The sequence below is a fragment of the Streptomyces sp. NPDC001663 genome (assembly GCF_042893105.1).
Classification (GTDB): Bacteria; Actinomycetota; Actinomycetes; order Streptomycetales; family Streptomycetaceae; genus Streptomyces.
On sequence record NZ_JBIAUR010000018.1, the window covers coordinates 210719 to 230864 of the forward strand.

The following is a 20146-nucleotide window of genomic DNA, read 5'->3' on the forward strand; positions in this document are numbered from 1 at the left end:
TCCCGGAAATTCGCTGTCAACCGGTTCCGGGGGGTGGGCAACTCTTGCACAGACCGACAGCGAGCGGGAGAGGAGCTGCAGGTCATGGCACGGACCGGTCATCACCGGCTACGGCGCGTCGCGATCGCCGTACTGCTCCTCGCACCCGCGGCAGGCCTGCTGTGGGTTCCCTGGTACGCCGGCGCGGAGCCGCGGCTGGCGGGGACGCCGTTCTTCTACTGGTACCAGCTCGCCTGGGTGCCGGGGTGCGGCCTCTGCCTGCTTGCCGCCTATGCGCTGACGGACCGACATCACCGCCGCTGATCCCAGCGCACTTCCTTTCACACCGTCCAGGTGAGGAGCCGCCATGCCCGCGTCCGCCCTTCAGGCGCCCGAAAAGCCGGAAAAATCACGCATGTCACCACGGTCGGTCCTGTTGTGGGCCACCGTCTCCCTGCTCGGCGCGATCGCCTGGGGCGTCCTCGCCCTGGCCCGGGGCGAGAAGATCTCCGCGGTCTGGCTGGTGGTCGCCGCGCTCGGCTCGTACGCCATCGCCTATCGCTTCTACTCGCGCTTCATCGCCCGCCGGGTGCTCAAGCCCGACGACCGCCGGGCCACCCCCGCCGAACGCCTCGAGGACGGCGTCGACTTCCACCCCACCGACCGCCGGGTGCTGCTGGGCCATCACTTCGCGGCGATCGCGGGCGCCGGACCGCTGGTGGGCCCCGTTCTCGCGGCCCAGATGGGATACCTGCCCGGCACGCTCTGGATCGTTGCCGGCGTGATCTTCGCGGGCGCGGTGCAGGACATGGTCGTCCTGTTCCTCTCCATGCGGCGGGACGGCAAGTCGCTCGGGCAGATGGCACGGGACGAGATCGGCCGCGCGGGCGGAGCGGCTGCCCTGATCGCGGTGTTCGCCATCATGATCATCCTGCTCGGCGTGCTGGCGCTGGTCGTGGTCAACGCCCTCGCGCACTCCCCGTGGGGCACGTTCTCCGTCGCGATGACCATCCCCATCGCCCTGTTCATGGGCTTCTGGCTGCACCGGATCCGCCCGGGCCGGGTCGTGGAGACCAGCTTCATCGGCGTGGCGCTGCTCCTGCTCGCGATCATCGGCGGCAGCTGGATCCAGGACTCCTCACTGGCCTCCGCCTTCACCCTCAGCCCGACGACCCTCGTCTTCTGCCTGGTCGGCTACGGCTTCGTCGCCTCGGTCCTGCCCGTGTGGATGCTGCTGGCCCCGCGCGACTACCTCTCCACCTTCATGAAGATCGGCACCATCGCGCTGCTCGCGATCGGCGTGGTCGTGGCCGCTCCGGTCCTGCACGCGGACGCGGTCAGCAAGTTCGCCACTTCGGGCGCGGGCCCGGTCTTCGCCGGCTCCCTCTTCCCCTTCCTGTTCATCACCATCGCCTGCGGCGCCCTGTCCGGCTTCCACGCCCTGGTCTCCTCCGGTACGACTCCGAAGCTGATCCAGAAGGAGTCCCAGGTCCGGATGATCGGCTACGGCGCCATGCTGATGGAGTCGTTCGTCGCGATCATGGCGCTCATCGCCGCGGCGGCCCTCGAGCCTGGCCTGTACTACGCGATGAACGCACCCGCCGGACTTCTCGGTACGACGGCCGAGTCGGCGTCCCACGCCGTGGCCGGCCTCGGCTTCACCATCACCCCCGACCAACTGACGCACGCGGCAAGCGCGGTGGAGGAGCAGACCCTGATCGCCCGCTCCGGCGGCGCCCCGACCCTCGCGGTCGGCATGTCCGAGATCTTCTCCGGCGTCTTCGGCGGCACCGCGATGAAGGCCTTCTGGTACCACTTCGCGATCATGTTCGAGGCGCTGTTCATCCTGACCACGGTCGACGCGGGCACCCGGGTCGGGCGCTTCATGCTCCAGGACATGCTCGGCAACGTGTGGAGGCCGATGGGCCGGGTCAACTGGAAGCCGGGCATCTGGCTGTGCAGCGGCCTGGTCGTGGCGGCCTGGGGCTACTTCCTCTACACCGGCGCCACCGACCCGCTCGGTGGAATCAACCAGCTCTTCCCGCTCTTCGGCATCGCGAACCAGCTGCTGGCCGCCGTGGCCCTCACGGTCTGCACGACGGTCCTGATCAAGTCCGGCCGGCTGCGCTGGGCCTGGGTCACCGGCGTCCCGCTCGCCTGGGTCACGGCGGTCACCTTCACCGCGGGCTGGCTGAAGATCTTCTCCGACGACCCCAAGGTCGGGTTCTTCGCCCAGCGCGCCAAGTACGCCGACGCCGTCGACGCGGGGCAGGTGCTCCCGCCCGCCAAGACGCTCGACGACATGCACACCGTGGTCACCAACTCCACCGTCGACGGCGTACTGATCGCGCTGTTCCTGCTGCTGGTCGCGGTCGTGATCGTGAACGCGGCGGTGGTGTGCGTACGGGCGGTGCGCAGCCCGGGGGCGCTTGCGACGACCGAGGCGCCGTACGTCGAGTCCCGTATCGACGTACCCGAGCAGGCCGGCGAGGCCCTGGTGGGGGCCCGACTGTGAACGCCCGGCAGTGGGTGCGGGCGGTGCGCTGGTACCTGCGGGAGCTGCTGCACTCGCTGGACCGGGGCGAGCACCCGCGGGGCCGCTGCTGCTGACCGAGGGGCGGGCGTTCCGGCCGGGGCGCCCGCCCCTGTCCAGGAGACATGGAGCAAGAGGAACAGGACCGATGCTCAGACGTCGCTCAGCCCTGCTGATCCGCCCCGAACTCGACGACCGCGCGCTGCATTCGACCCTGGACGAGCTGCGTCCCGACCGGCAGCTCCACGGTCTCGGCGCGGGCCGTACCCGTCCGCTCTGGGAGCCGGTCGCCGACCTGCTGGAGAACACGGGGCGGGACTGGGACCGCCGGGTGCACCGGGTCACCGTGCTGGCGCGGAACCTGCCGCCCTCGGTCGCCGAGCGCTGGTCCGCCGACCGGCCCGGCGACGGGGACGCCCTGGTGCTGACGGCCTGGGTGCGGTCGGTCCGGGCCGCGGCCGAGGGTCGGGGCGCCGCACGGGAGGCCGAGCGGGCGTGTCTGCGGGCGGCCGACTGCTGCCCCGAGGACCCGACTCCCTGGCTGGCGCTGCTGGAGCTGATGAACGCCTTCGCGGTCCCGCTGCGTGACGCGGTCCCGGTGTGGAGCGAGGCGGTCACCCGCGCCCCCTGGCTCCGGACCGCCTACCACCAGCTGCTGCGCTACCTGTCGCCGCGCAGCCACGGCTCGGTCGTCGACATGCTGGACTTCGCCCGGCAGGGCGCGGCCCGCGCACCGCACGGATCACCGCTCGCCCTGCTCCCCGTCGCGGCCCGCGTGGAACTCGTCGCCCACCGGCGGCGGCAGATGCCCCTCGTGGCCGACACCCACTGGCACGAACCCCGGGCGGCCGACGAGGCGGCCGCGGCACTGACCGACTGGTTCTCGGCCGCCGCCGCACCGCACGCCGAGGCCGTCGCCGACCTCAACGTCCTGGCCTTCGCCCTGATCCGCATCCACCGCCCGGCCGAGGCAGCCGCCGTCTTCCGGCGCATCGACCGCCACATGACACCCCACCCGTGGGACCTGCTGCCCGAGCCGGAGCGCACGTTCCTGTACTGGCGCGACCGCCTCACACGCTGAGGGCTACACCGCGGCAGGCTCCGCTTCCTCCGCGCTCTCCTTGGCCGCCGCATCGGCCCGGTCGCGCCGCTCCCGCCGTACGAGAACCCACCAGCCGTACGGCACGCCCGCCGCGAACAGCCACCACTGGATCATGTACGCGTAGTTCAGCGGGGCGTCCTCCTTGCCCGGGTCGGAGATCTGCTCCGGGGCGTCGCCCTTCGGCTCGGGCGCCGTCTGCTGGATGTACCCGCCGAGGACCTGGGCGTGCAGCCGCCGGGCCTGCTCCTCGCTGTTGATCAGCATGATCTGCCGGTCCGGCAACCCCTTGAGGTCCTTGATGCCGCTCGCCGCGGTCGTCTCGTCGGGCATCAGCCGGCCCTGGATGGTGACCTGGCCGCCCGGCGGCGCGGGCACCTTGGGGAACGCGGTCTGGCTCGGCCCGTTCGAGGGGATCCAGCCCCGGTTGACCAGCAGCACCTTGCCGTCCGTCAGGACGAACGGGGTCAGGACGTGGTAGCCGACCTCGTCGTCGGAGTTGGTGCGGCGGCGGACGACGACCTCGTCGTCGGTGTCGAAGTGACCCTTCGCGCTCACCGTGCGGTACCGGTCGTGGCTGGTGACGGTGTGTCCGGGCGAGGTCATCCGCTCCACGGGCACCGCCTTGGCGCTCAGCGCGTCGGTGACCAGCTGGTTGCGGGCGCTGCGCTCCTCGTAGCGGTGCATCTGCCAGATGCCCAGCCTGATCATCGTGGGGATGAGGAGCAGGGCGACCAGCGTGAGGATCACCCACTGCCGGGACAACAGGAAGCGGTACACCCCACGACCGTACAACTCGGGCCGCGGGGTGTTGTCGCCAGGGGTGCGCTCAGACCCGGTCGACGATTCCGGCCTTCCCTTCCTCGCGGGCGCAGTGAGCGCCGCAGAACCACTGGCCCTCGACCTCGACGCCCTGGCCGATGATCGACACCTTGCAGTGCTCGCAGATCGGTGCCATGCGGTGGATCGCACAGGAGAAGCAGTCGAAGACGTGCACCGCGCCCTGTGCGTGCACCTCGAAGGTCATTCCGTAGTCATTTCCGCAAACTTCACATTTCGCCATGCGCCACAGGGTGAGCCGTCACCGCCACGCGGGCGAGCGGGCGCCGGGCGAGTCGTACGACAATCACCCGTCCGTACGGCTGCCCGTCCGACCCGTCCCTGCGGCTGCTGTCGCGGCCAGGGCTACCGCTCCGACGCCGGCTCGACGTCCCTCAGCAGCTGCCCGAACGCCGCCTCGTCCACCACCGGCGTCCCGAACTGACGGGCCTTGACCACCTTGGAGGTGCCCGAGTCCGGGTCATTGGTCACCAGCAGGCTGGTCAGCCGGGACAGGCTCGTCGCGACATGCAGCCCGGCCTCGACCGCCCGGTCCTCCAGCAGCTCCCGCTCGACGGACGTGTCCCCGGAGAAGGCGATCCGCATGCCCTGCTTGAGCGGTTTGCCGTCTTCGTAACGCCCCGGGTTGGGGTAGGGGCAGGCGGGCCGCTTGCGGGACGGGCGCCAACTGGTCGGCCGATAGCTGCCGTAGCCGCTCGACTGGCGGGGCACGGGCCGGTCGTTCCACTCCGTCAGCGGCCGGCACTCCAGCAGCGGCAGCCGTACGCCGTCGGCCGCGGCGGCGTGGAGGCTCGGCCGGAACGCCTCCGCCAGCACGCGCGCGTCGTCCAGCGCATGGTGCGCCCGCTGCTGTACGACGCCGAAGTGAGCGGCCAGCGACTCCAGCTTGTGGTTCGGCAGCGGCAGACCCAGCTCCTTGGAGAGCGCGATGGTGCACAGCCGCTGACGCACCGGCACCTCGCGCTGCGCGCGCGCGTACTCGCGCGCGATCATCTGCCAGTCGAAGACCGCGTTGTGCGCGACCAGCACCCGGCCCTCCAGCCGGGACGCGAACTCCTCGGCGATGTCCGTGAAGAGGGGTGCTCCCTCGAGCATGTCGCTCGTCAGACCGTGGATCCACACCGGGCCCGGGTCCCGCTCCGGGTTGACCATCGTGTACCAGTGGTCCTCGACCTCGCCGCGCGCGTCCAGCCGGTAGACGGCCGCGGAGATTATCCGGTCGTCCCGGGCCAGGCCGGTGGTCTCCACGTCAACGACCGCGTATCCCTGCGGATACACGGCCGGCCACACGGTGGGGGAGGACGCTGCGGTCGGAAGGTCTTCGAGCATGGTCCCTGAGGATACGGGCCGGCACTGACAGTCCTGTCCGTCAGGTCGCCTGTCGCGGTTGCCCGTTCGAATGTCCCGAATGCCCTTGCGCGTGGCTATGGACCTTTTCACCGCCCGGTGCAAGCGTGCTGCCCGCCCGGCGTGTGACCCTCGACGGAAGGGCGGTACGGCGTATGGCACGCGTACGGTACGGCGCGCGGACCGAGGCGGAGATCGCCGCCGCGCGCACAGCGAGCGCAAAGCTCCCCGACATCTGGTCCACCGGCGTGGTAGCCCTGTGGGAGACCGACCCGGACGCGCTCGCCGCGGTCCTGCCACCGCCCCTGAAACCCACGGGCAGGCCGCTGGTCCGGGTGAACATCAGCAAGGTCGACCTGCCCGGATACCCGCTGGGCGCGGGCTCGTTCGCGGTCGCCGCGAGTCACGGCGGCGTCGACGGCTGGTACCCGCTCGTCATGCCGATGACCCACGAGCGGGCGCTGACGGGTGGCCGCGAGGTCTTCGGGGAGCCGAAGAAGCTGGGCGAGGTGACGGTGGAGCGCGAGGGTCTCGTCGTGCACGCTGCGCTCGCCCGGCACGGCATCGTCTTCGTGGAGGTGCGGGGCGCCGTGAGCGAGGAACTGCCGCTCCCGGAGCCGAGCCGGAAGACCGACTTCTACTTCAAGTTCCTTCCCGCGGTGGACGGTTCGGGCTTCGACGCCGAGCCGGTGCTGGTGCACTGCATGCGCAACGAGAAGGTGCGCAGGTTGGAGCGCATCACCGGGGACGTCGTCCTGCGTGAGTCGATGTACGACCCGGTGGCCGACCTCCCGGTCCTCGAACTCGTCGACATCACCATCGGCGAGAAGACCAGCGACCAGCGCGGCAAGGTTGTCGAACGGGTCGCTGCGGAAGCGCTGTTGCCGTACATCCACCAGCGGTACGACGACCCGCAGCAGATTCTCGACGCGCCTCCCGAGGCTCCCGGGTCGCCCGAGGGGAGCGCCTGATGGAGCTGCAGGCCGGGCAGGTCGCCGTCGTCACCGGCGCGGCGAGCGGGATCGGGCTCGCGATGGCACGGCGGTTCGCGGCGGAGGGGCTGAAGGTGGTGCTCGCGGACGTCGAGGAGGGCGCGCTCGACAAGGCCGCGTCCGATCTGCGGGCCGAGGGCGCCGACGTGCACGCGCGCGTGGTCGACGTCGGGGATCGTCAACAGGTCCTGGATCTCGCCGAGTCGGCGTACGAGACGTACGGCGCCGTGCACGTCCTGTGCAACAACGCCGGGGTCGGCTCCGGCGCCGAGGGCCGGATGTGGGAGCACGAGCCGAACGACTGGAAGTGGGCCTTCGCCGTCAATGTGTGGGGCGTCTTCCATGGCGTCCAGGCGTTCGTTCCACGGATGATCAAGTCGGGTCAACCCGGTCATGTGGTCAATACGTCCTCCGGAGACGGCGGCATCGCTCCACTTCCCACCGCCTCCGTGTACGCCGTCACCAAGGCGGCCGTCGTCACGATGACCGAGTCCCTGTACGCCCATCTGAAGGCGGAGCACGCGCGCGTGGGCGCGTCGGTGCTCTTCCCGGGACCGCACATGCTGCGCACGGGCCTGTGGGAGTCGCACCGCAACCGGCCCGAGCGGTACGCGAAGGAGCGGCCGCGGAAGACGCCGTACCGCAGCCTCGACGAGTGGGAGACCGCGATGCGCGAGGCGGGCAAGGAGGTCCGCTTCACACCCGTCGAGGAGGTCGCCGACCTCGTCGTGGAGGGCATCCGCGCGGACCGCTTCTGGATGCTGCCGGCCGGTGAGCACAGCGATGCACAGATCCGCGCGCGGGCCAGGTCGATGCTCGACCGCACGAACCCGTCGTACCTCGAAAGCTTCATCCTGGACTGAGGGGGCCGATGTGACCGACCAGGAGCCGTACCTGATCATCTCCTCCGACTGCCACGCCGGGCTGCCCACCGAGGAGTACCGGCCCTACCTGGACTCCCGTTTCCACCGGGACTTCGACGACTTCCTCGCCGGGCGCGACCGCCGACGTGAGGAGATGACGCGGCTCGGCATCCGCAACGAGGCGTTCGCCACCAAGTGGTTCCAGGACAACGAGGAGGGTCTGCGCGGGGGTTGGGAGACCGCACAGCGGCTGAAGGAGCTCGACGGCGACGGGGTCGCGGCCGAGGTGGTCTTCCCGGACGCCGACGCCGTGGACAGCCGGACGGCCGCTCCTTTCGGGGTCGGCCTCGGCCTCTCCGGTGACCATGACCCCGAACTCGGCATGGCGGGCGCCCAGGCGCACAACCGCTGGCTGGCGGACTTCGTGTCGGAGAATCCCGAACGGCATTGCGGGGTCGCCCTGTTGCCGATCACCGCGGACCCCGAACGGGTCGTCGCCGAGGTGTACCGCGCCAAGGAGTCCGGTCTCGGCGCCCTGATGATCCCGTCCATGTGGGTCGACAAGGAGCCGTACCACGACCGCCGTTACGACCCGGTGTGGGCGGCGGCCGCCGAGTGCGCGATGCCGGTCGTGACGCACTCGGGCGCGGCCCCGCGTCACGAGTACGGCGACCACCTCGGGATCTTCGTCTCCGAGGTCACCTGGTGGCCCGCCAGGCCGCTCTGGTTCCTCCTCTGGTCCGGCGTCCTCGAACGCCATCCCGGTCTCAAGTTCGGTGTGGCGGAGTCGGGTTGCTGGTGGCTGCCGAACCTCCTGTGGTTCATGGACCGTCTCTTCCTGGGCGCGCACGGCGGCAAGAAGCTCTCTCCGTTCCAGGAGGTGAAGCGCCCGCCGCACGAGTACCTGGACCGCCAGGTCTTCGTCTGCGCGACCAACACCAAGCGCCGCGAACTCGCCCAGCGTTACGAGATCGGCGTCGACAACATCCTCTGGGGCAGCGACTTCCCGCACCCCGAGGGCACCTGGCCCGACACGCGCGCGTGGCTGCGACGCACCTTCCACGACATCCCGGTGGGCGAGACCCGCCGCATGCTGGGCCTGGCGGCCGCGGAGGTCTTCGGCTTCGACGTCGAGAAGCTCACCCCGCTGGCCCACCGCATCGGCCCCACCCCGGCCGACCTCGGCCAGTCGGCCGACCAGGCGGCCGTGGAGGCGTCCTGGGCGCGCTCGCGCGAGGTGGGCAGGCACTGGCTGACCGACCACGACTTTCCGGTACTGGGGGCGGATCGATGAGCACAGAGGATCGCTACACGGTGATATCGGCCGACTGCCACGCGGGCGCCGACCTGCTCGACTACAAGCCGTACCTGGAGAAGCGCTACCACGACGAGTTCGACGTGTGGGCGGCCACGTACGTCAATCCGCACGAGGACCTGCTCGCCGACACGGCCGACAAGAACTGGAACTCCGAGCGGAGGGTGGCGGAGCTGGAGGAGGACGGCATCGTCGCCGAGGTCCTCTTCCCCAACACCATCCCGCCGTTCTTCCCGTCTAGCTCCCTGATGGCACCCCCCTCGACCGCCGAGGAGGTCGAGCGACGCTGGGCGGGCCTGCGCGCCCACAACCGCTGGCTCGCGGACTTCTGCGCGGCCGCACCGGGCCGCCGCGCGGGCGTCTTCCAGATCCTCCTCAACGACGTGGACGCGGCGGTGAAGGAGATCCGTCGGGCGACCGAGGCGGGCCTCAGGGGCGGCCTGATGCTGCCCGGTACACCGCCGGGCTCGGGCCTTCCGGAGCTCTACTCGCAGACGTACGACCCCATTTGGGCCGTCTGCGAGGAGCTGGAGGTGCCCGTGAACCACCACGCGGGTTCGGCGTCGCCTCCACTGGGCGACGAACCGGCGGCCCGCGCGGTCTTCATGGTCGAGACGACCTGGTTCTCCCACCGAGCCCTCTGGCACCTGGTCTTCGGCGGTGCCTTCCGCCGTCACCCCGGTCTCAGACTCGTACTGACCGAGCAGGGTTCGGGCTGGATCCCCGGAGTGCTCGACATGCTGGACTACTACCACGGGCGGCTCGTCGCGGCCGCGACGAAGGCGTCCACGGCCGAGTCCAGGTTCGGCGCGGGCCTCGCCGCCCACATGGGCAGGCCGCCCTCCGAGGTGTGGCACGACAACTGCTTCGTCGGCGCCAGCTTCATGCGCCCCCACGAGGTGCCCCTGCGCGACCGCATCGGCGTCGACAAGATCATGTGGGGCAGCGACTACCCGCACGACGAGGGCACCTACCCGTACACGCGCGAGGGCCTGCGCTTCGCCTACGCGGGCGTACCGCGCGACGAGCTGACGGCCATGCTGGGCGGCAACGCGGCCCGCGTCTACGGCTTCGACCTTGACCTGCTGGACCCGATCGCGGCGAAGGTGGGTCCGACGGTGGAGGAACTCGCCGAGCCGCTCGCGAAACCGCCGGCGGACGCGACCAGCCCGGTGTTCGCGAAGGGGGCGAAGGTACGGGTCTGGTGACGCCGGAGGAGCGTCGATACGGGCGCGACCACGGCCGGGGTGGCATCCTCCCGATGTGACGGAACCAACGCACAGCGGCGAGGCCCACGGGGGCGCACTGGGTGAGCGGCTGAACTGGCTGCGAGCGGCCGTTCTGGGCGCCAACGACGGCATCGTCTCGACCGCGGGTCTCGTCGTCGGTGTGGCCGGCGCGACGGACGACCGCTCGGCGCTGCTCACCGCCGGCCTTGCGGGGCTGCTCGCCGGGTCGATGTCGATGGCCGCGGGGGAGTACGTGTCCGTCTCCACCCAGCGCGACTCGGAGATGGCCGCTCTGGCCATGGAGCGGCGGGAACTGCGCGAGCAGCCGGAGGCCGAACTGGAGGAGCTGACCGAGCTGCTTCAGCAGCGCGGGCTGTCCCGCGAGGTGGCCAGGGAAGCGGCGCAGCAGCTGACGGAACGGGACGCGCTCAGGGCGCACGCGCGTGTGGAGCTCGGCATCGACCCCGACCAACTGACCAACCCCTGGCACGCGGCCTGGGCGAGCTTCCTGGCCTTCACCGTGGGCGCGCTGCTGCCGCTGCTGGCGATCGTGCTGCCGCCCGCCGACTGGCGGCTGTGGGTCACCGTGGTCTCGGTGCTGGCTGCCCTCGTCCTCACCGGATGGACCAGCGCACGCATGGGCGCGGCGGAACCGGGCCGGGCGGTACTGCGGAACGTGGCGGGCGGGGCGCTGGCCATGGGGGTCACGTATGCGGCGGGGACGCTGCTGGGTGCGGCCGGGGTCTGACCGGTCTGCGGTTGCACGGCCGTACACATTGATCAACCGATCGATGTCACGACCACCGGATCGGCAGGGGAAGGGCCGTCAGCAACCCCGACACCACGACCACCACTCCGAGGCCGATGACCTCCACCCGAGCGGGGGCGCACGCGCTCAGCGGGTCGGTGGCGCGGCGCAGCCGGATCCGTGCGCACAGGGCGAGCAGCGCGACGGCGCCCACGACGAGCACCTTGGCCAGCAGGGTGCGCCCGTACGCCGTCGTGGTGAGCTGGTCCAGGATCGTGTTCGCCGGCATGCGGCGCAGCGAACTCCACATCCCGGTCGCGGTGACGGCGGCCAGCAGAACGGCGGCCACGCGCGCGTAGAGCCCCAGCAGGGCCGTGCCCGCCTCGGAGGCGTCCCACCGCCGGACGGTCCGCAGGGTGTGCAGCAGACCGCCCGACCACAGTGCCGCGCAGGTGAGGTGCACGACGGTCAGACCGGACCCGACCAGCGGGTTGTGCTCGGTCGGCGGATGTGCACGCAGGGCTTCCGCCACGACGACCGCGGACAACGGCCAGAACTGGGTGCCCGGGCGGCGCGAGAGGGCGCAGAGGCCGGCGGCCAGGAAGGCGTTGATCTCGACCAGGGCGAGCTTGCCGTCCCGCGAGGCGTAGAGGCCGCCGATGTCGATCTGGGCGAGGCCGTGCGGCACCAGGTTGCCGGTCGACACGACCGAGGCGAGACCCAGCGCGGCGACGAAACCGGCGGCGGCCGCGTACGGGGCCCAACTGCGGGGGCCCGCGGGAGCGCCGGGCAGACCACTGGCCAGCCGGTTGACGAACAGTTCCCCCACGGGGACGCAGAGCGCCGCGAACAGGACCGCCCGCAGCAGCGCGATGCCGCCGACGCCGGGTGCGGCGGCCTCCCCGGTGCCGTGCAGCGCGGCGGACGGGCCGAGCAGCGGTATGAGCGCGGCCACGGCCGCCAGGACGAGGACGGCGACGGCTCGGCCGACGCCGGAGGCCCGTCTGGGCCCGCCGGCTTCGGCTTCCCCGGCCGTGGGTTTTATCAAGGTCACCTCATGATGGTCACCAGCCGTCGCAGAACCGGGCAAGTGGAGTAAGACAACTGGGGTACGGCATTCTGCTCATGCATACGCTTTCGGTCGCCCCGGAACTCAGGCCCACCGTGCAGGACTTGTCCCCCAGGGCACGGGCGGCAGCGCCCAGTCGACGGGCCCGCCCGCGAAGGACACGGGCGGCAGGACGTACCGCAGCCGGCCCAGCGCGCTGTCCGTCTCCGCGAGCCGGGCCCCGGGCCCGTCGTACGTCTCTTCCCCCACGGCACCGGCTCCGATGCCGTGCACGAGCCACTCGGCCGTACGGGCCAGCGCCAGCCGTACGAACCGGCTGCCTCCCTCGTACGACTGCTCGGTGAGCGCCCGGAGCACCGCGGCCGCCAGCAGATAACCCGTCCCGTGGTCGAGGGCCTGCGCGGGCAGTGCGCCCGGCTGCTCCTGGGAGCCCTCGACCGCGGCGATCCCCGAGGCCACCTGCACCAGGCTGTCGAAGCCCCGCCGCTCGCTCCACGGGCCGTACGCACCCCACGCCGACACCTGCGCGACGACCAGCCCGGGCCGCCGTTCCGCCAGCGCCTGGGGCGACAGCCCGAACCGGTCCAGGGCGCCCGGCCGGTACCCCGTGACGACCACGTCCGCCGTCGAGAGCAGCTCATCGAAGGCGCGCCGGTCGGTTGTCAGGTCCAGCGTCGCCGACCGCTTCCCGAAGCCGGTGTCGGCGTGCTGGTCGGGCAGTTCGGGCAGCTGCGGCGGGTCCACGCGCAGTACGTCCGCGCCCAGCAGGGCCAGGGTGCGCGTGGCGACGGGGCCCGCCAGGACCCGGGTCAGGTCCAGGACCCGCAGCCCGGTGGCCGGCAGCAGGGGAGCGCCGTCGAGCGGGGCGAGCACGCGCGCGCGTGCCGAGTCGAGCCGCTCGCGCTCCACGAGCGGCCGCGCGGCCACGGCGACCGCCTGCTCGTGCACGGCCCACTCCTTCGGCGCCCGCAGCGCCACGGCGAGCCCTCCGGCCGCGTACACGGCCTCCTCGACCTCGGTCGAGGACCGCTCGGCGAGCGCCGCCTCGACCGCGGCCACGTCGTCCCGCACGCCCAGCGTGTCCAGCAGTCGCGCGCGGTGGTGCGGATAGTTCGCGTGCGTCCGCACCCAGCCGTCGGCGGTCCGCCAGAACCGTGACAACGGCGCGAAGCCGACCGGCGCCCGCCCGTCGACAAGCAGATGCCGCTCACTGTGAAACGCCGCGGCGACGGCCCCGTCGTCCACCAGCACGCCGGGCACTTCCCCGAGCCGCCCGCGCCGAGCCCCGAGCTCGGCGGCCGCCAGCGCACACGCCCCGACGCAGCCGCGCGCCAACTCCCGTACGGGAAGCCGCGCTTCGAGTGCCCCCTGGCGTGCGACGGCCGAGACCCGCGAGACAAGGGCGGGATCGCCGCCCAGCGCGGACCATGCCGACTTGACTTCGTTGATTTCAGTCATGACAACACTATGCAGTATTGATTCAATCAATATGGGATCCATGTGCCGGAGCACGGGAAAGGGCCGGACGGCGGCGCCGTCCGGCCCTTCACGCGCGCGCGACCGCTACTTCGTCACCGCATCCAGCGCGTCCGTGGTCCCCCAGCCGTAGAAGCCGTTGCGGTTCTTCGACCCCTCGCACACCGCGTCGACCTTGCCGTCGCCGTCGATGTCGTACGGGTCCGTGCACGGCGTGGCGTCGGCCTCGGCGTACAGGAGGGCCTTCACCAGGGCCGGTGAGGCATGCGGATGGGTCGACTTGATCAGTGCGGCGACCGCCGCGACGTGCGGCGAGGCCATCGACGTACCGGCCATGTAGCCCCACTTGCCACCGGGCAGCGTGCCCAGGATCAGGCCGCTGGTGGCCGGCGGGGCCGGGGTCTGGTAGCGGGTCGAGTCGCCGCCCGGCGCGGCGATGTCGATGGTGCCCAGACCGTAGTTGGAGAAGGACGACTTGATGCCCTTCGCCCCGGTCGCCGCGACCGTCACCACACCCGGCAACTGGGTCGGTATGTCAAGGCACTTGGACGGGTCGATCACCCGGTCCGAGGGCGTGCCGTCGTTCGGGGACACCGGGTCCGTGATCGAGTCCGCCGCCAGGTCGTAGTTCTCGTTGCCGGCCGCCGCGACGTTGACCGTGCCCTTCTTCTCCGCGAACCGTGAGGCCCGGGTGACGGCGTCGACGAGCGCCTTCTGGTTCGGGTCGTCGGTGCAGTTGAAGTACCACGGGTCGGTGTAGTAGCTGTTGTTGGTGACGTCGACGCCGTGCTCGGCCGCCCACACGAAACCGCAGACCACAGCCTCGGTGTAGAAGTAGCCGGCGGTGGTGGCCACCTTGATGCCGGCGACCTTCACCCCCGGCGCCACGCCCGTCATGCCGACGCCGTTCTTCGCGGCGGCGATCTCACCGGCCACATGCGTGCCGTGCGGGCTCTCGGAGGCGCTCGGCCGCCACGCGCCGTCGGTCGTGTCCGGCTTGCCCGACACACAGTTGACCGAGGCCTGCCGGTCGAAGTTGGGCGCGATGTCGGGGTGTGTGTCGTCGACGCCGGTGTCGATCACACCGACGGTGACCTTCGGGCTGCCCAGCGACACCTCGTGCGCCTTGTCCGCCTTGATGGCGGCCAGGTCCCACTGCAGGGGCTCCAACGGGTCCTGCCCGTCGGCAGCCTGAACATCCGTCAGCTCGTCGGCGGTGAGCGACTTGGGCGTGCCCACGTCGGTCGTCGACTGGGCGGGCAGCGGCGCGTTGCGGGTGTTGCCGGCCGACTGCACGCCGCGCACCTTGCGTATCTGCTCGGCGAAGGCGGCGTTCGAAGAGTGGACGACGATCACGCCGATCTCGTCGTACGACGTCACGATCGTGCCGCCGGCCTTGGCTATCGCCTTCTTCACGTACGCCGAAGTGCCGTGCCCGGGGCGGATGTTGACGACATAGCTGAGCGAGGTCGCGTCGGCCGCGGTGGTGGCCGTCGGAGCGGTCTCCGTCGCCGCGGCCGTGGCGTTCGGCAGAAACGCGAGGGCCGACGCCATCGCCATCCCGAGCGGGATCACGAGCGCACGGCGGTAGCGCGGGTGAGGCGCTGTCATGGGTGAGTCTCTCCAGTTCGTTCGCGGTGCGTGGGATACGTGCGGACCGTGCGGGAGGTCGGGGCGGCGCGGTCGTCGCAGCCGCGCCGCCGGCATGTGTTCCTCGGTCTACTTCACCGCGCGCAGCGCGTTGACGATGCCGAAACCGTAGAAGCCGTTGACCCGCTTGCCGCCGACGCAGGTGGCGTCCACGACACCGTCGCCGTCCCCGTCGTACGGGTCGCTCGGGCAGCCCGGGTTGTCCGCCTCGGCCTTCAGCAGCGCCTGCAGCTGGTCCGGGGTCGCCCACGGGTGCGTCGACTTCAGCAGCGCGGCGACGGCCGCGACGTGCGGCGAGGCCATCGACGTGCCCTGCAGGAAGCCGTACTGGTTGTTCGGCATGGTGGAGAGGATGCGGCCGTTCTTCGACGGCGTGTCCGGGATCTGGTACTTGTCGCCGCCGGGGCCCGCGACGTCGACCACGCCCTTGCCGTAGCTGGAGTAGTACGACTTCGCGCCCTTGACGCCCGTGGCGCTCACGGTGACCACACCGGGCAGCTGGGTCGGCACGTCGAAGCACTCGTGCGGGTCGACCGTCCGGGTGACGGGGGTCGCGTCGTCGGGGCTGGAGTCATCGACAAGTGCGTCCGAGTCGAGGTCGTCGTTGGAGTTGCCCGCCGAGGCGACATTGAGCGTGCCCTTGCGCTGGGCGTACAGCTGGGCCCTGTTGACCGCATCGACGATGGCACGTTGATCGGGGTCGTCCATGCAGTTGTACAGCCACGGATCAACGTAGTAGCTGTTGTTGGTCACTTCGACGCCGTGGTCGGCGGCGAACACGAAGGCGCACACGACGCTCTCCGGGAAGAACAGCGAGTTCGCGTCCGGCTGCGCCACGGTGATGCTCGCGACCTTCACGCCGGGCGCGACACCGGCGACGCCGATGCCGTTGCGGGCCGCGGCTATCTCGCCCGCCACATGCGTGCCGTGGTAGTGGTCGGCATCCACCGGCCGCCAGGAGCCGTACGTGGTGTCCGGCTTGCCGCTCACGCAGTTCGCGGACTGCGAGGCGGAGAAGTTGGGCGCGATGTCGGGGTGGGTGTCGTCGACGCCGGTGTCGATCACGGCGACCGTCACCTTCTTGCTGCCCGGGTCGATCTGCGCGGCCTTGTCGGCGCCGATCGCCCTCAGATCCCACTGGTCGGCCTCGAGGGGCTCCTCGCCGGCCGCCGAACTCTTCGCGACCTTCGCGGCCTCGGCCTTGGAGAGGTACTGCACAGCGCCCTCGTCCGTCGTCCCCGCCGCGGTCACCGGCGCGGTTCGCGAGGCACCCGCCGACTGCACTCCGCGCACCTTGCGTATCTGCTCGGCGAAGGCGGGGTTCGCGGAATGGACGACTATCACGCCGATCTTGTCGTACGACACCACGACGGAACCGCCGGCCGCATTGATCGCCGTCTTGACCGACTTGATCGTATGCGGGTCCGTCTTCGTGTTGACGAGGTAAGCGAAGGTGTCCGCATCGGCCGTCTGGGTGACGGACTCCGCGCTCGGGGCGGCCTGCGCAGCCGCCGGCAGGAAGCCGAGCGAGGCGGTCAGGGACAGCACTACCGGTACGGCGAGGGCGAGCCTACGTCTGGAACGCAGATGAGCCATGGGATCTCCACATCATCCGGAAACGAGAACCGCCCGAGGCGGCGGTGGAGCTCGGGCAGGTACATGACGGGTGGTGCAGGCCGAAGCTATCTCCCGTAGTCGCTGGTCAGCAATGAGTTGCCCAAGGTGAGTTCGGAAATAGGTCAAGGGACTTGAACCTGCCCTCGCGTGGCGCCGTGACCTTGAACAGGGAGCACGTGGACACTCGCCCCCGATCCCCGTAACAACCCGCATCCGCAACGCGAGGAGACTCCGTGGCCACCGAGACACCTCCCCCCTCGAAATCCCCAACCCAACTCCCTTCCACCGAGGAGTTCGTCGCGGAGCAGGAGAGCGCGGAGTTCGGTGAACTGCGCCGCGCCCACCGCTCCTTCGCCTTCCCGCTGACCGTCGGCTTCATCGTCTGGTACCTGCTGTACGTCCTGCTGTCGAACTACGCGGACGACTTCATGGGCACCAAGCTGTTCGGCAACATCAACGTCGCCCTCGTCCTGGGCCTCGCCCAGTTCCTGACCACCTTCCTCATCGCCTGGTGGTACTCGCGGTACTCCGCCGCCAAGCTCGACCCGAAGGCCGAGGCGATCAAGTCCCGTATGGAGGGCGACGCATGAGCATTGCGCAGCAGACCGTCCTGGCCGCGGGTGAGGCCAGCGAGCACCGGCCGCTGATCATCACCCTGTTCTCGGTGTTCGTCGTCGCGACCCTCGTCATCACCGTCTGGGCGGGCCGCCAGACCAAGGACGCCGCCGACTTCTACGCGGGCGGACGGCAGTTCACCGCCTTCCAGAACGGCCTCGCCGTCTCCGGCGACTACATGTCCGCCGCGTCCTTCCTCGGCATCGCGGGCGCCATCGCCCTCTTCGGCTACGACGGCTTCCTGTACTCCATCGGCTTCCTGGTCGCCTGGCTGGTGGCTCTCCTCCTGGTCGCCGAACCGCTGCGCAACTCGGGCCGCTACACGATGGGCGACGTCCTCGCCTACCGCATGCGCCAGCGCCCGGTCCGCACGGCGGCGGGCACCTCCACCATCGTCGTCTCGATCTTCTACCTGCTGGCCCAGATGGCGGGCGCCGGCGTCCTGGTCTCCCTGCTGCTCGGCATCACCAGCGACGGCGGCAAGATCGGCATCGTCGCCCTGGTCGGCGTCCTGATGATCGTGTACGTCACCATCGGCGGCATGAAGGGCACCACCTGGGTCCAGATGGTCAAGGCCGTGCTGCTGATCGCAGGCGCCCTGCTGCTGACCTTCCTGGTCCTGCTGAAGTTCAACTTCAACGTCTCCGACCTGCTCGGCTCGGCCGCCGACAACAGCGCCAAGGGTTCGGCCTTCCTGGAGCCCGGCCTGAAGTACGGCGCCACCGGCACCACCAAGCTGGACTTCATCTCCCTGGGCATCGCCCTGGTCCTGGGCACCGCGGGCCTGCCGCACATCCTGATCCGCTTCTACACGGTGCCCACGTCCAAGGCCGCCCGTAAGTCCGTGAACTGGGCGATCGGCCTCATCGGCGCCTTCTACCTGATGACGCTCGCGCTGGGCTTCGGCGCCGCCGCGCTCATCAAGCCGGACGAGATCATCGCCTCCAACAAGGCGGGCAACACGGCCGCACCGCTCCTGGCACTGCATCTGGGCGGCGTCGACTCCAACTGGGGCGCCATCCTGCTCGCCTCCATCTCCGCGGTCGCCTTCGCCACGATCCTCGCGGTGGTCGCAGGCCTGACCCTGGCCTCGTCCTCGTCGTTCGCCCACGACATCTACGCGAACGTCATCAAGAGGGGCCAGGCGAGCGAGAAGGAGGAGCTGCGCGCGGCCCGCTGGGCCACCGTCGGCATCGGCGCCGTCTCCATCGTGCTCGGCGCCCTGGCCCGCGACCTGAACGTGGCCGGCCTGGTCGCCCTCGCCTTCGCGGTCGCCGCCTCCGCCAACCTGCCGACCATCCTCTACAGCCTCTTCTGGAAGCGGTTCACCACCTCCGGAGCCCTGTGGTCGATCTACGGCGGCCTGGTCACCGCGGTCGGCCTGGTGCTGTTCTCGCCGGTGGTCTCCGGCAAGGAGACGTCGATGTTCCCGGACGTCGACTTCCACTGGTTCCCGCTGGAGAACCCCGGCATCATCTCGATCCCGGTCGGCTTCCTGCTGGGCATCGTCGGCACCTACCTGTCGAAGGAGGAGCCCGACAAGGGCAAGTACGCGGAGCTGGAGGTCCGGTCCCTGACCGGTACCGGCGCCCACTGACAACCGCAGAGAACGCCCCCTGAGCGGCCGCGTCGTAGGGATCTACGACGCGGCCGCGCCGTACCTCGTGGGATCGGGCCGCTGTCGTTGTCAGTCGCGTCACGTAGGCTCGCAGGTGACGGAAAAGGATTGATCCGCTCTGATCCGCACTGATCAGTTACGAGGGAGGGGGCCCACGTGCTCATCGACACCTACGGCCGGGTGGCCACCGACCTGCGCGTCTCGCTGACCGACCGGTGCAACCTGAGATGTACGTACTGCATGCCCGAAGAGGGCCTGCAGTGGCTGGCCAAGCCGGATCTGCTCACCGACGACGAGATCGTCCGCCTGATCGACATCGCCGTCACCTCCCTGGGGATCAAGGAAGTCCGCTTCACCGGCGGCGAACCCCTGCTGCGCCCGGGCCTGGTCGGCATCGTGGAGCGGGTCGCCGCGCTGACCCCGCGCCCCCAGATGTCCCTCACCACGAACGGCATCGGGCTGAAGCGCACGGCGGCGGCCCTGAAGGCGGCGGGCCTGGACCGGGTGAACGTCTCCCTCGACACCCTCCGCCCGGACGTCTTCAAGACCCTGACCCGACGCGACCGCCACAAGGACGTCATCGCGGGCCTGGAGGCCGCCCGCGACGCAGACCTGACCCCGGTCAAGGTCAACTCCGTCCTGATGCCGGGACTCAACGAGGACGAGGCCCCGGACCTCCTCGCCTGGGCGGTGGAGCACGACTACGAGCTGCGCTTCATCGAGCAGATGCCCCTGGACGCCCAGCACGGCTGGAAGCGCGAGGGCATGGTGACCGCGGGCGACATCCTGGCCTCCCTCCGCACCCGCTTCGAGCTCACCCCCGAGGGTTCCGAGGAGCGCGGTTCGGCCCCGGCCGAGCGCTGGATCGTGGACGGCGGCCCGCACCGCGTCGGCGTCATCGCCTCCGTGACCCGCCCCTTCTGCGCGGCCTGCGACCGCACCCGCCTGACGGCCGACGGCCAGATACGCACATGCCTGTTCGCACAGGAGGAGACGGACCTGCGCGCAGCCCTCCGCTCCGATGCCCCCGACGAGGAGATCGCCCGCCTCTGGCGCCTGGCGATGTGGGGCAAGAAGGCGGGCGCGGGCCTGGACGACCCGTCCTTCGTCCAGCCGGACAGGCCGATGTCGGCGATCGGCGGCTAGGAGGTCTCTG

At 70.6% G+C, this 20146-nt stretch carries 18 protein-coding genes; 11 read left to right on the forward strand and 7 right to left on the reverse strand.

The window, feature by feature from the left end; genetic code table 11:
• Positions 1-84 precede the first annotated feature (84 nt).
• The 3 genes from ACFY1L_RS43965 to ACFY1L_RS43975 all read left to right on the forward strand — a co-directional run bounded on the left by ACFY1L_RS43965 (position 85) and on the right by ACFY1L_RS43975 (position 3593).
• Entirely contained in the window at positions 85-303 is a 219-nt protein-coding gene (locus ACFY1L_RS43965; protein WP_361272540.1) for a DUF3311 domain-containing protein, read from the forward strand.
• A gap of 43 nt (positions 304-346) precedes the next feature.
• Positions 347-2494, forward strand: coding sequence for a carbon starvation CstA family protein (locus ACFY1L_RS43970; protein WP_388838339.1), 2148 nt, complete (start codon positions 347-349; stop codon positions 2492-2494).
• Positions 2495-2660: 166 nt separating this feature from the next.
• Positions 2661-3593, forward strand: coding sequence for a hypothetical protein (locus ACFY1L_RS43975; RefSeq protein ID WP_388838342.1), 933 nt, complete (start codon positions 2661-2663; stop codon positions 3591-3593).
• 3 nt (positions 3594-3596) lie between these two features.
• Here ACFY1L_RS43975 and ACFY1L_RS43980 read toward each other — a convergent pair whose 3' ends face one another.
• The 3 genes from ACFY1L_RS43980 to ACFY1L_RS43990 all read right to left on the reverse strand — a co-directional run bounded on the left by ACFY1L_RS43980 (position 3597) and on the right by ACFY1L_RS43990 (position 5780).
• A complete protein-coding gene (locus ACFY1L_RS43980) occupies positions 3597-4391 on the reverse strand; it encodes an SURF1 family protein (RefSeq protein ID WP_388838344.1) in 795 nt (264 codons plus the stop codon).
• 49 nt (positions 4392-4440) lie between these two features.
• Entirely contained in the window at positions 4441-4674 is a 234-nt protein-coding gene (locus ACFY1L_RS43985) for a hypothetical protein (RefSeq protein ID WP_361272551.1), read from the reverse strand.
• A 122-nt stretch (positions 4675-4796) separates the two neighbouring features.
• Positions 4797-5780, reverse strand: a complete 984-nt coding sequence (locus ACFY1L_RS43990; protein ID WP_388838347.1) for a DEDDh family exonuclease — start codon at positions 5778-5780, stop codon at positions 4797-4799.
• 173 nt (positions 5781-5953) lie between these two features.
• Here ACFY1L_RS43990 and ACFY1L_RS43995 point away from each other — a divergent pair, with 173 nt between their 5' ends.
• From ACFY1L_RS43995 to ACFY1L_RS44015, 5 genes are read left to right on the forward strand one after another with little or no spacing between them, the layout of a single operon-like run.
• Positions 5954-6769, forward strand: a complete 816-nt coding sequence (locus ACFY1L_RS43995; protein WP_388838350.1) for an acetoacetate decarboxylase family protein — start codon at positions 5954-5956, stop codon at positions 6767-6769.
• The gene (locus ACFY1L_RS44000; protein WP_388838353.1) at positions 6769-7653 is read left to right on the forward strand and encodes an SDR family NAD(P)-dependent oxidoreductase; all 885 of its coding nucleotides are present in this window, start codon (positions 6769-6771) and stop codon (positions 7651-7653) included. The genes ACFY1L_RS43995 and ACFY1L_RS44000 overlap by 1 nt, the downstream gene beginning before the upstream one ends.
• Positions 7654-7663: 10 nt before the next feature.
• Entirely contained in the window at positions 7664-8947 is a 1284-nt protein-coding gene (locus tag ACFY1L_RS44005; protein ID WP_388838356.1) for an amidohydrolase family protein, read from the forward strand.
• Complete coding sequence (locus ACFY1L_RS44010) at positions 8944-10176, forward strand: amidohydrolase family protein (RefSeq protein ID WP_388838358.1); 1233 nt, start codon at positions 8944-8946, stop codon at positions 10174-10176. Before ACFY1L_RS44005 ends, ACFY1L_RS44010 begins: the two co-directional genes overlap by 4 nt.
• A 55-nt stretch (positions 10177-10231) precedes the next feature.
• Positions 10232-10945, forward strand: coding sequence for a VIT family protein (locus tag ACFY1L_RS44015; protein WP_388838361.1), 714 nt, complete (start codon positions 10232-10234; stop codon positions 10943-10945).
• A 46-nt stretch (positions 10946-10991) separates the two neighbouring features.
• Here ACFY1L_RS44015 and ACFY1L_RS44020 read toward each other — a convergent pair whose 3' ends face one another.
• The 4 genes from ACFY1L_RS44020 to ACFY1L_RS44035 form a co-directional block, all read right to left on the reverse strand.
• Positions 10992-11999, reverse strand: a complete 1008-nt coding sequence (locus ACFY1L_RS44020; protein WP_388838364.1) for a CopD family protein — start codon at positions 11997-11999, stop codon at positions 10992-10994.
• Between the two features lie 99 nt (positions 12000-12098).
• Positions 12099-13472 carry a CoA transferase gene (locus ACFY1L_RS44025; RefSeq protein WP_388838367.1) on the reverse strand — a complete coding sequence of 458 codons (1374 nt, stop codon included), beginning with the start codon at positions 13470-13472 and terminating at the stop codon, positions 12099-12101.
• Positions 13473-13577: 105 nt separating this feature from the next.
• Positions 13578-15101 carry a S8 family serine peptidase gene (locus ACFY1L_RS44030; protein WP_388838370.1) on the reverse strand — a complete coding sequence of 508 codons (1524 nt, stop codon included), beginning with the start codon at positions 15099-15101 and terminating at the stop codon, positions 13578-13580.
• Positions 15102-15209: 108 nt separating this feature from the next.
• Complete coding sequence (locus ACFY1L_RS44035) at positions 15210-16736, reverse strand: S8 family serine peptidase (RefSeq protein WP_388838373.1); 1527 nt, start codon at positions 16734-16736, stop codon at positions 15210-15212.
• Between the two features lie 254 nt (positions 16737-16990).
• On the opposite strand from ACFY1L_RS44035, the gene ACFY1L_RS44040 reads away from it, so the two are divergent.
• The 3 genes from ACFY1L_RS44040 to moaA all read left to right on the forward strand — a co-directional run bounded on the left by ACFY1L_RS44040 (position 16991) and on the right by moaA (position 20136).
• Positions 16991-17347, forward strand: coding sequence for a DUF485 domain-containing protein (locus tag ACFY1L_RS44040; RefSeq protein WP_388838375.1), 357 nt, complete (start codon positions 16991-16993; stop codon positions 17345-17347).
• A complete protein-coding gene (locus ACFY1L_RS44045) occupies positions 17344-18969 on the forward strand; it encodes a cation acetate symporter (RefSeq protein WP_388838378.1) in 1626 nt (541 codons plus the stop codon). Before ACFY1L_RS44040 ends, ACFY1L_RS44045 begins: the two co-directional genes overlap by 4 nt.
• Before the next feature lie 177 nt (positions 18970-19146).
• A complete protein-coding gene (gene moaA / locus ACFY1L_RS44050; protein ID WP_388838381.1) occupies positions 19147-20136 on the forward strand; it encodes a GTP 3',8-cyclase MoaA in 990 nt (329 codons plus the stop codon).
• Positions 20137-20146 lie beyond the last annotated feature (10 nt).

Coding starts and splice junctions, on each gene's coding strand:
- ACFY1L_RS43975 (WP_388838342.1), top strand. CDS start 2,661: ATGCTCAGACGTCGCTCAGCCCTGCTGATCCGCCCCGAACTCGACGAC.
- ACFY1L_RS44025 (WP_388838367.1), bottom strand. CDS start 13,472: ATGACTGAAATCAACGAAGTCAAGTCGGCATGGTCCGCGCTGGGCGGC.
- ACFY1L_RS43990 (WP_388838347.1), bottom strand. CDS start 5,780: ATGCTCGAAGACCTTCCGACCGCAGCGTCCTCCCCCACCGTGTGGCCG.
- ACFY1L_RS44010 (WP_388838358.1), top strand. CDS start 8,944: ATGAGCACAGAGGATCGCTACACGGTGATATCGGCCGACTGCCACGCG.
- ACFY1L_RS43970 (WP_388838339.1), top strand. CDS start 347: ATGCCCGCGTCCGCCCTTCAGGCGCCCGAAAAGCCGGAAAAATCACGC.
- ACFY1L_RS43985 (WP_361272551.1), bottom strand. CDS start 4,674: ATGGCGAAATGTGAAGTTTGCGGAAATGACTACGGAATGACCTTCGAG.
- ACFY1L_RS44000 (WP_388838353.1), top strand. CDS start 6,769: ATGGAGCTGCAGGCCGGGCAGGTCGCCGTCGTCACCGGCGCGGCGAGC.
- ACFY1L_RS44045 (WP_388838378.1), top strand. CDS start 17,344: ATGAGCATTGCGCAGCAGACCGTCCTGGCCGCGGGTGAGGCCAGCGAG.
- ACFY1L_RS43995 (WP_388838350.1), top strand. CDS start 5,954: ATGGCACGCGTACGGTACGGCGCGCGGACCGAGGCGGAGATCGCCGCC.
- ACFY1L_RS44030 (WP_388838370.1), bottom strand. CDS start 15,101: ATGACAGCGCCTCACCCGCGCTACCGCCGTGCGCTCGTGATCCCGCTC.
- ACFY1L_RS44035 (WP_388838373.1), bottom strand. CDS start 16,736: ATGGCTCATCTGCGTTCCAGACGTAGGCTCGCCCTCGCCGTACCGGTA.
- ACFY1L_RS43965 (WP_361272540.1), top strand. CDS start 85: ATGGCACGGACCGGTCATCACCGGCTACGGCGCGTCGCGATCGCCGTA.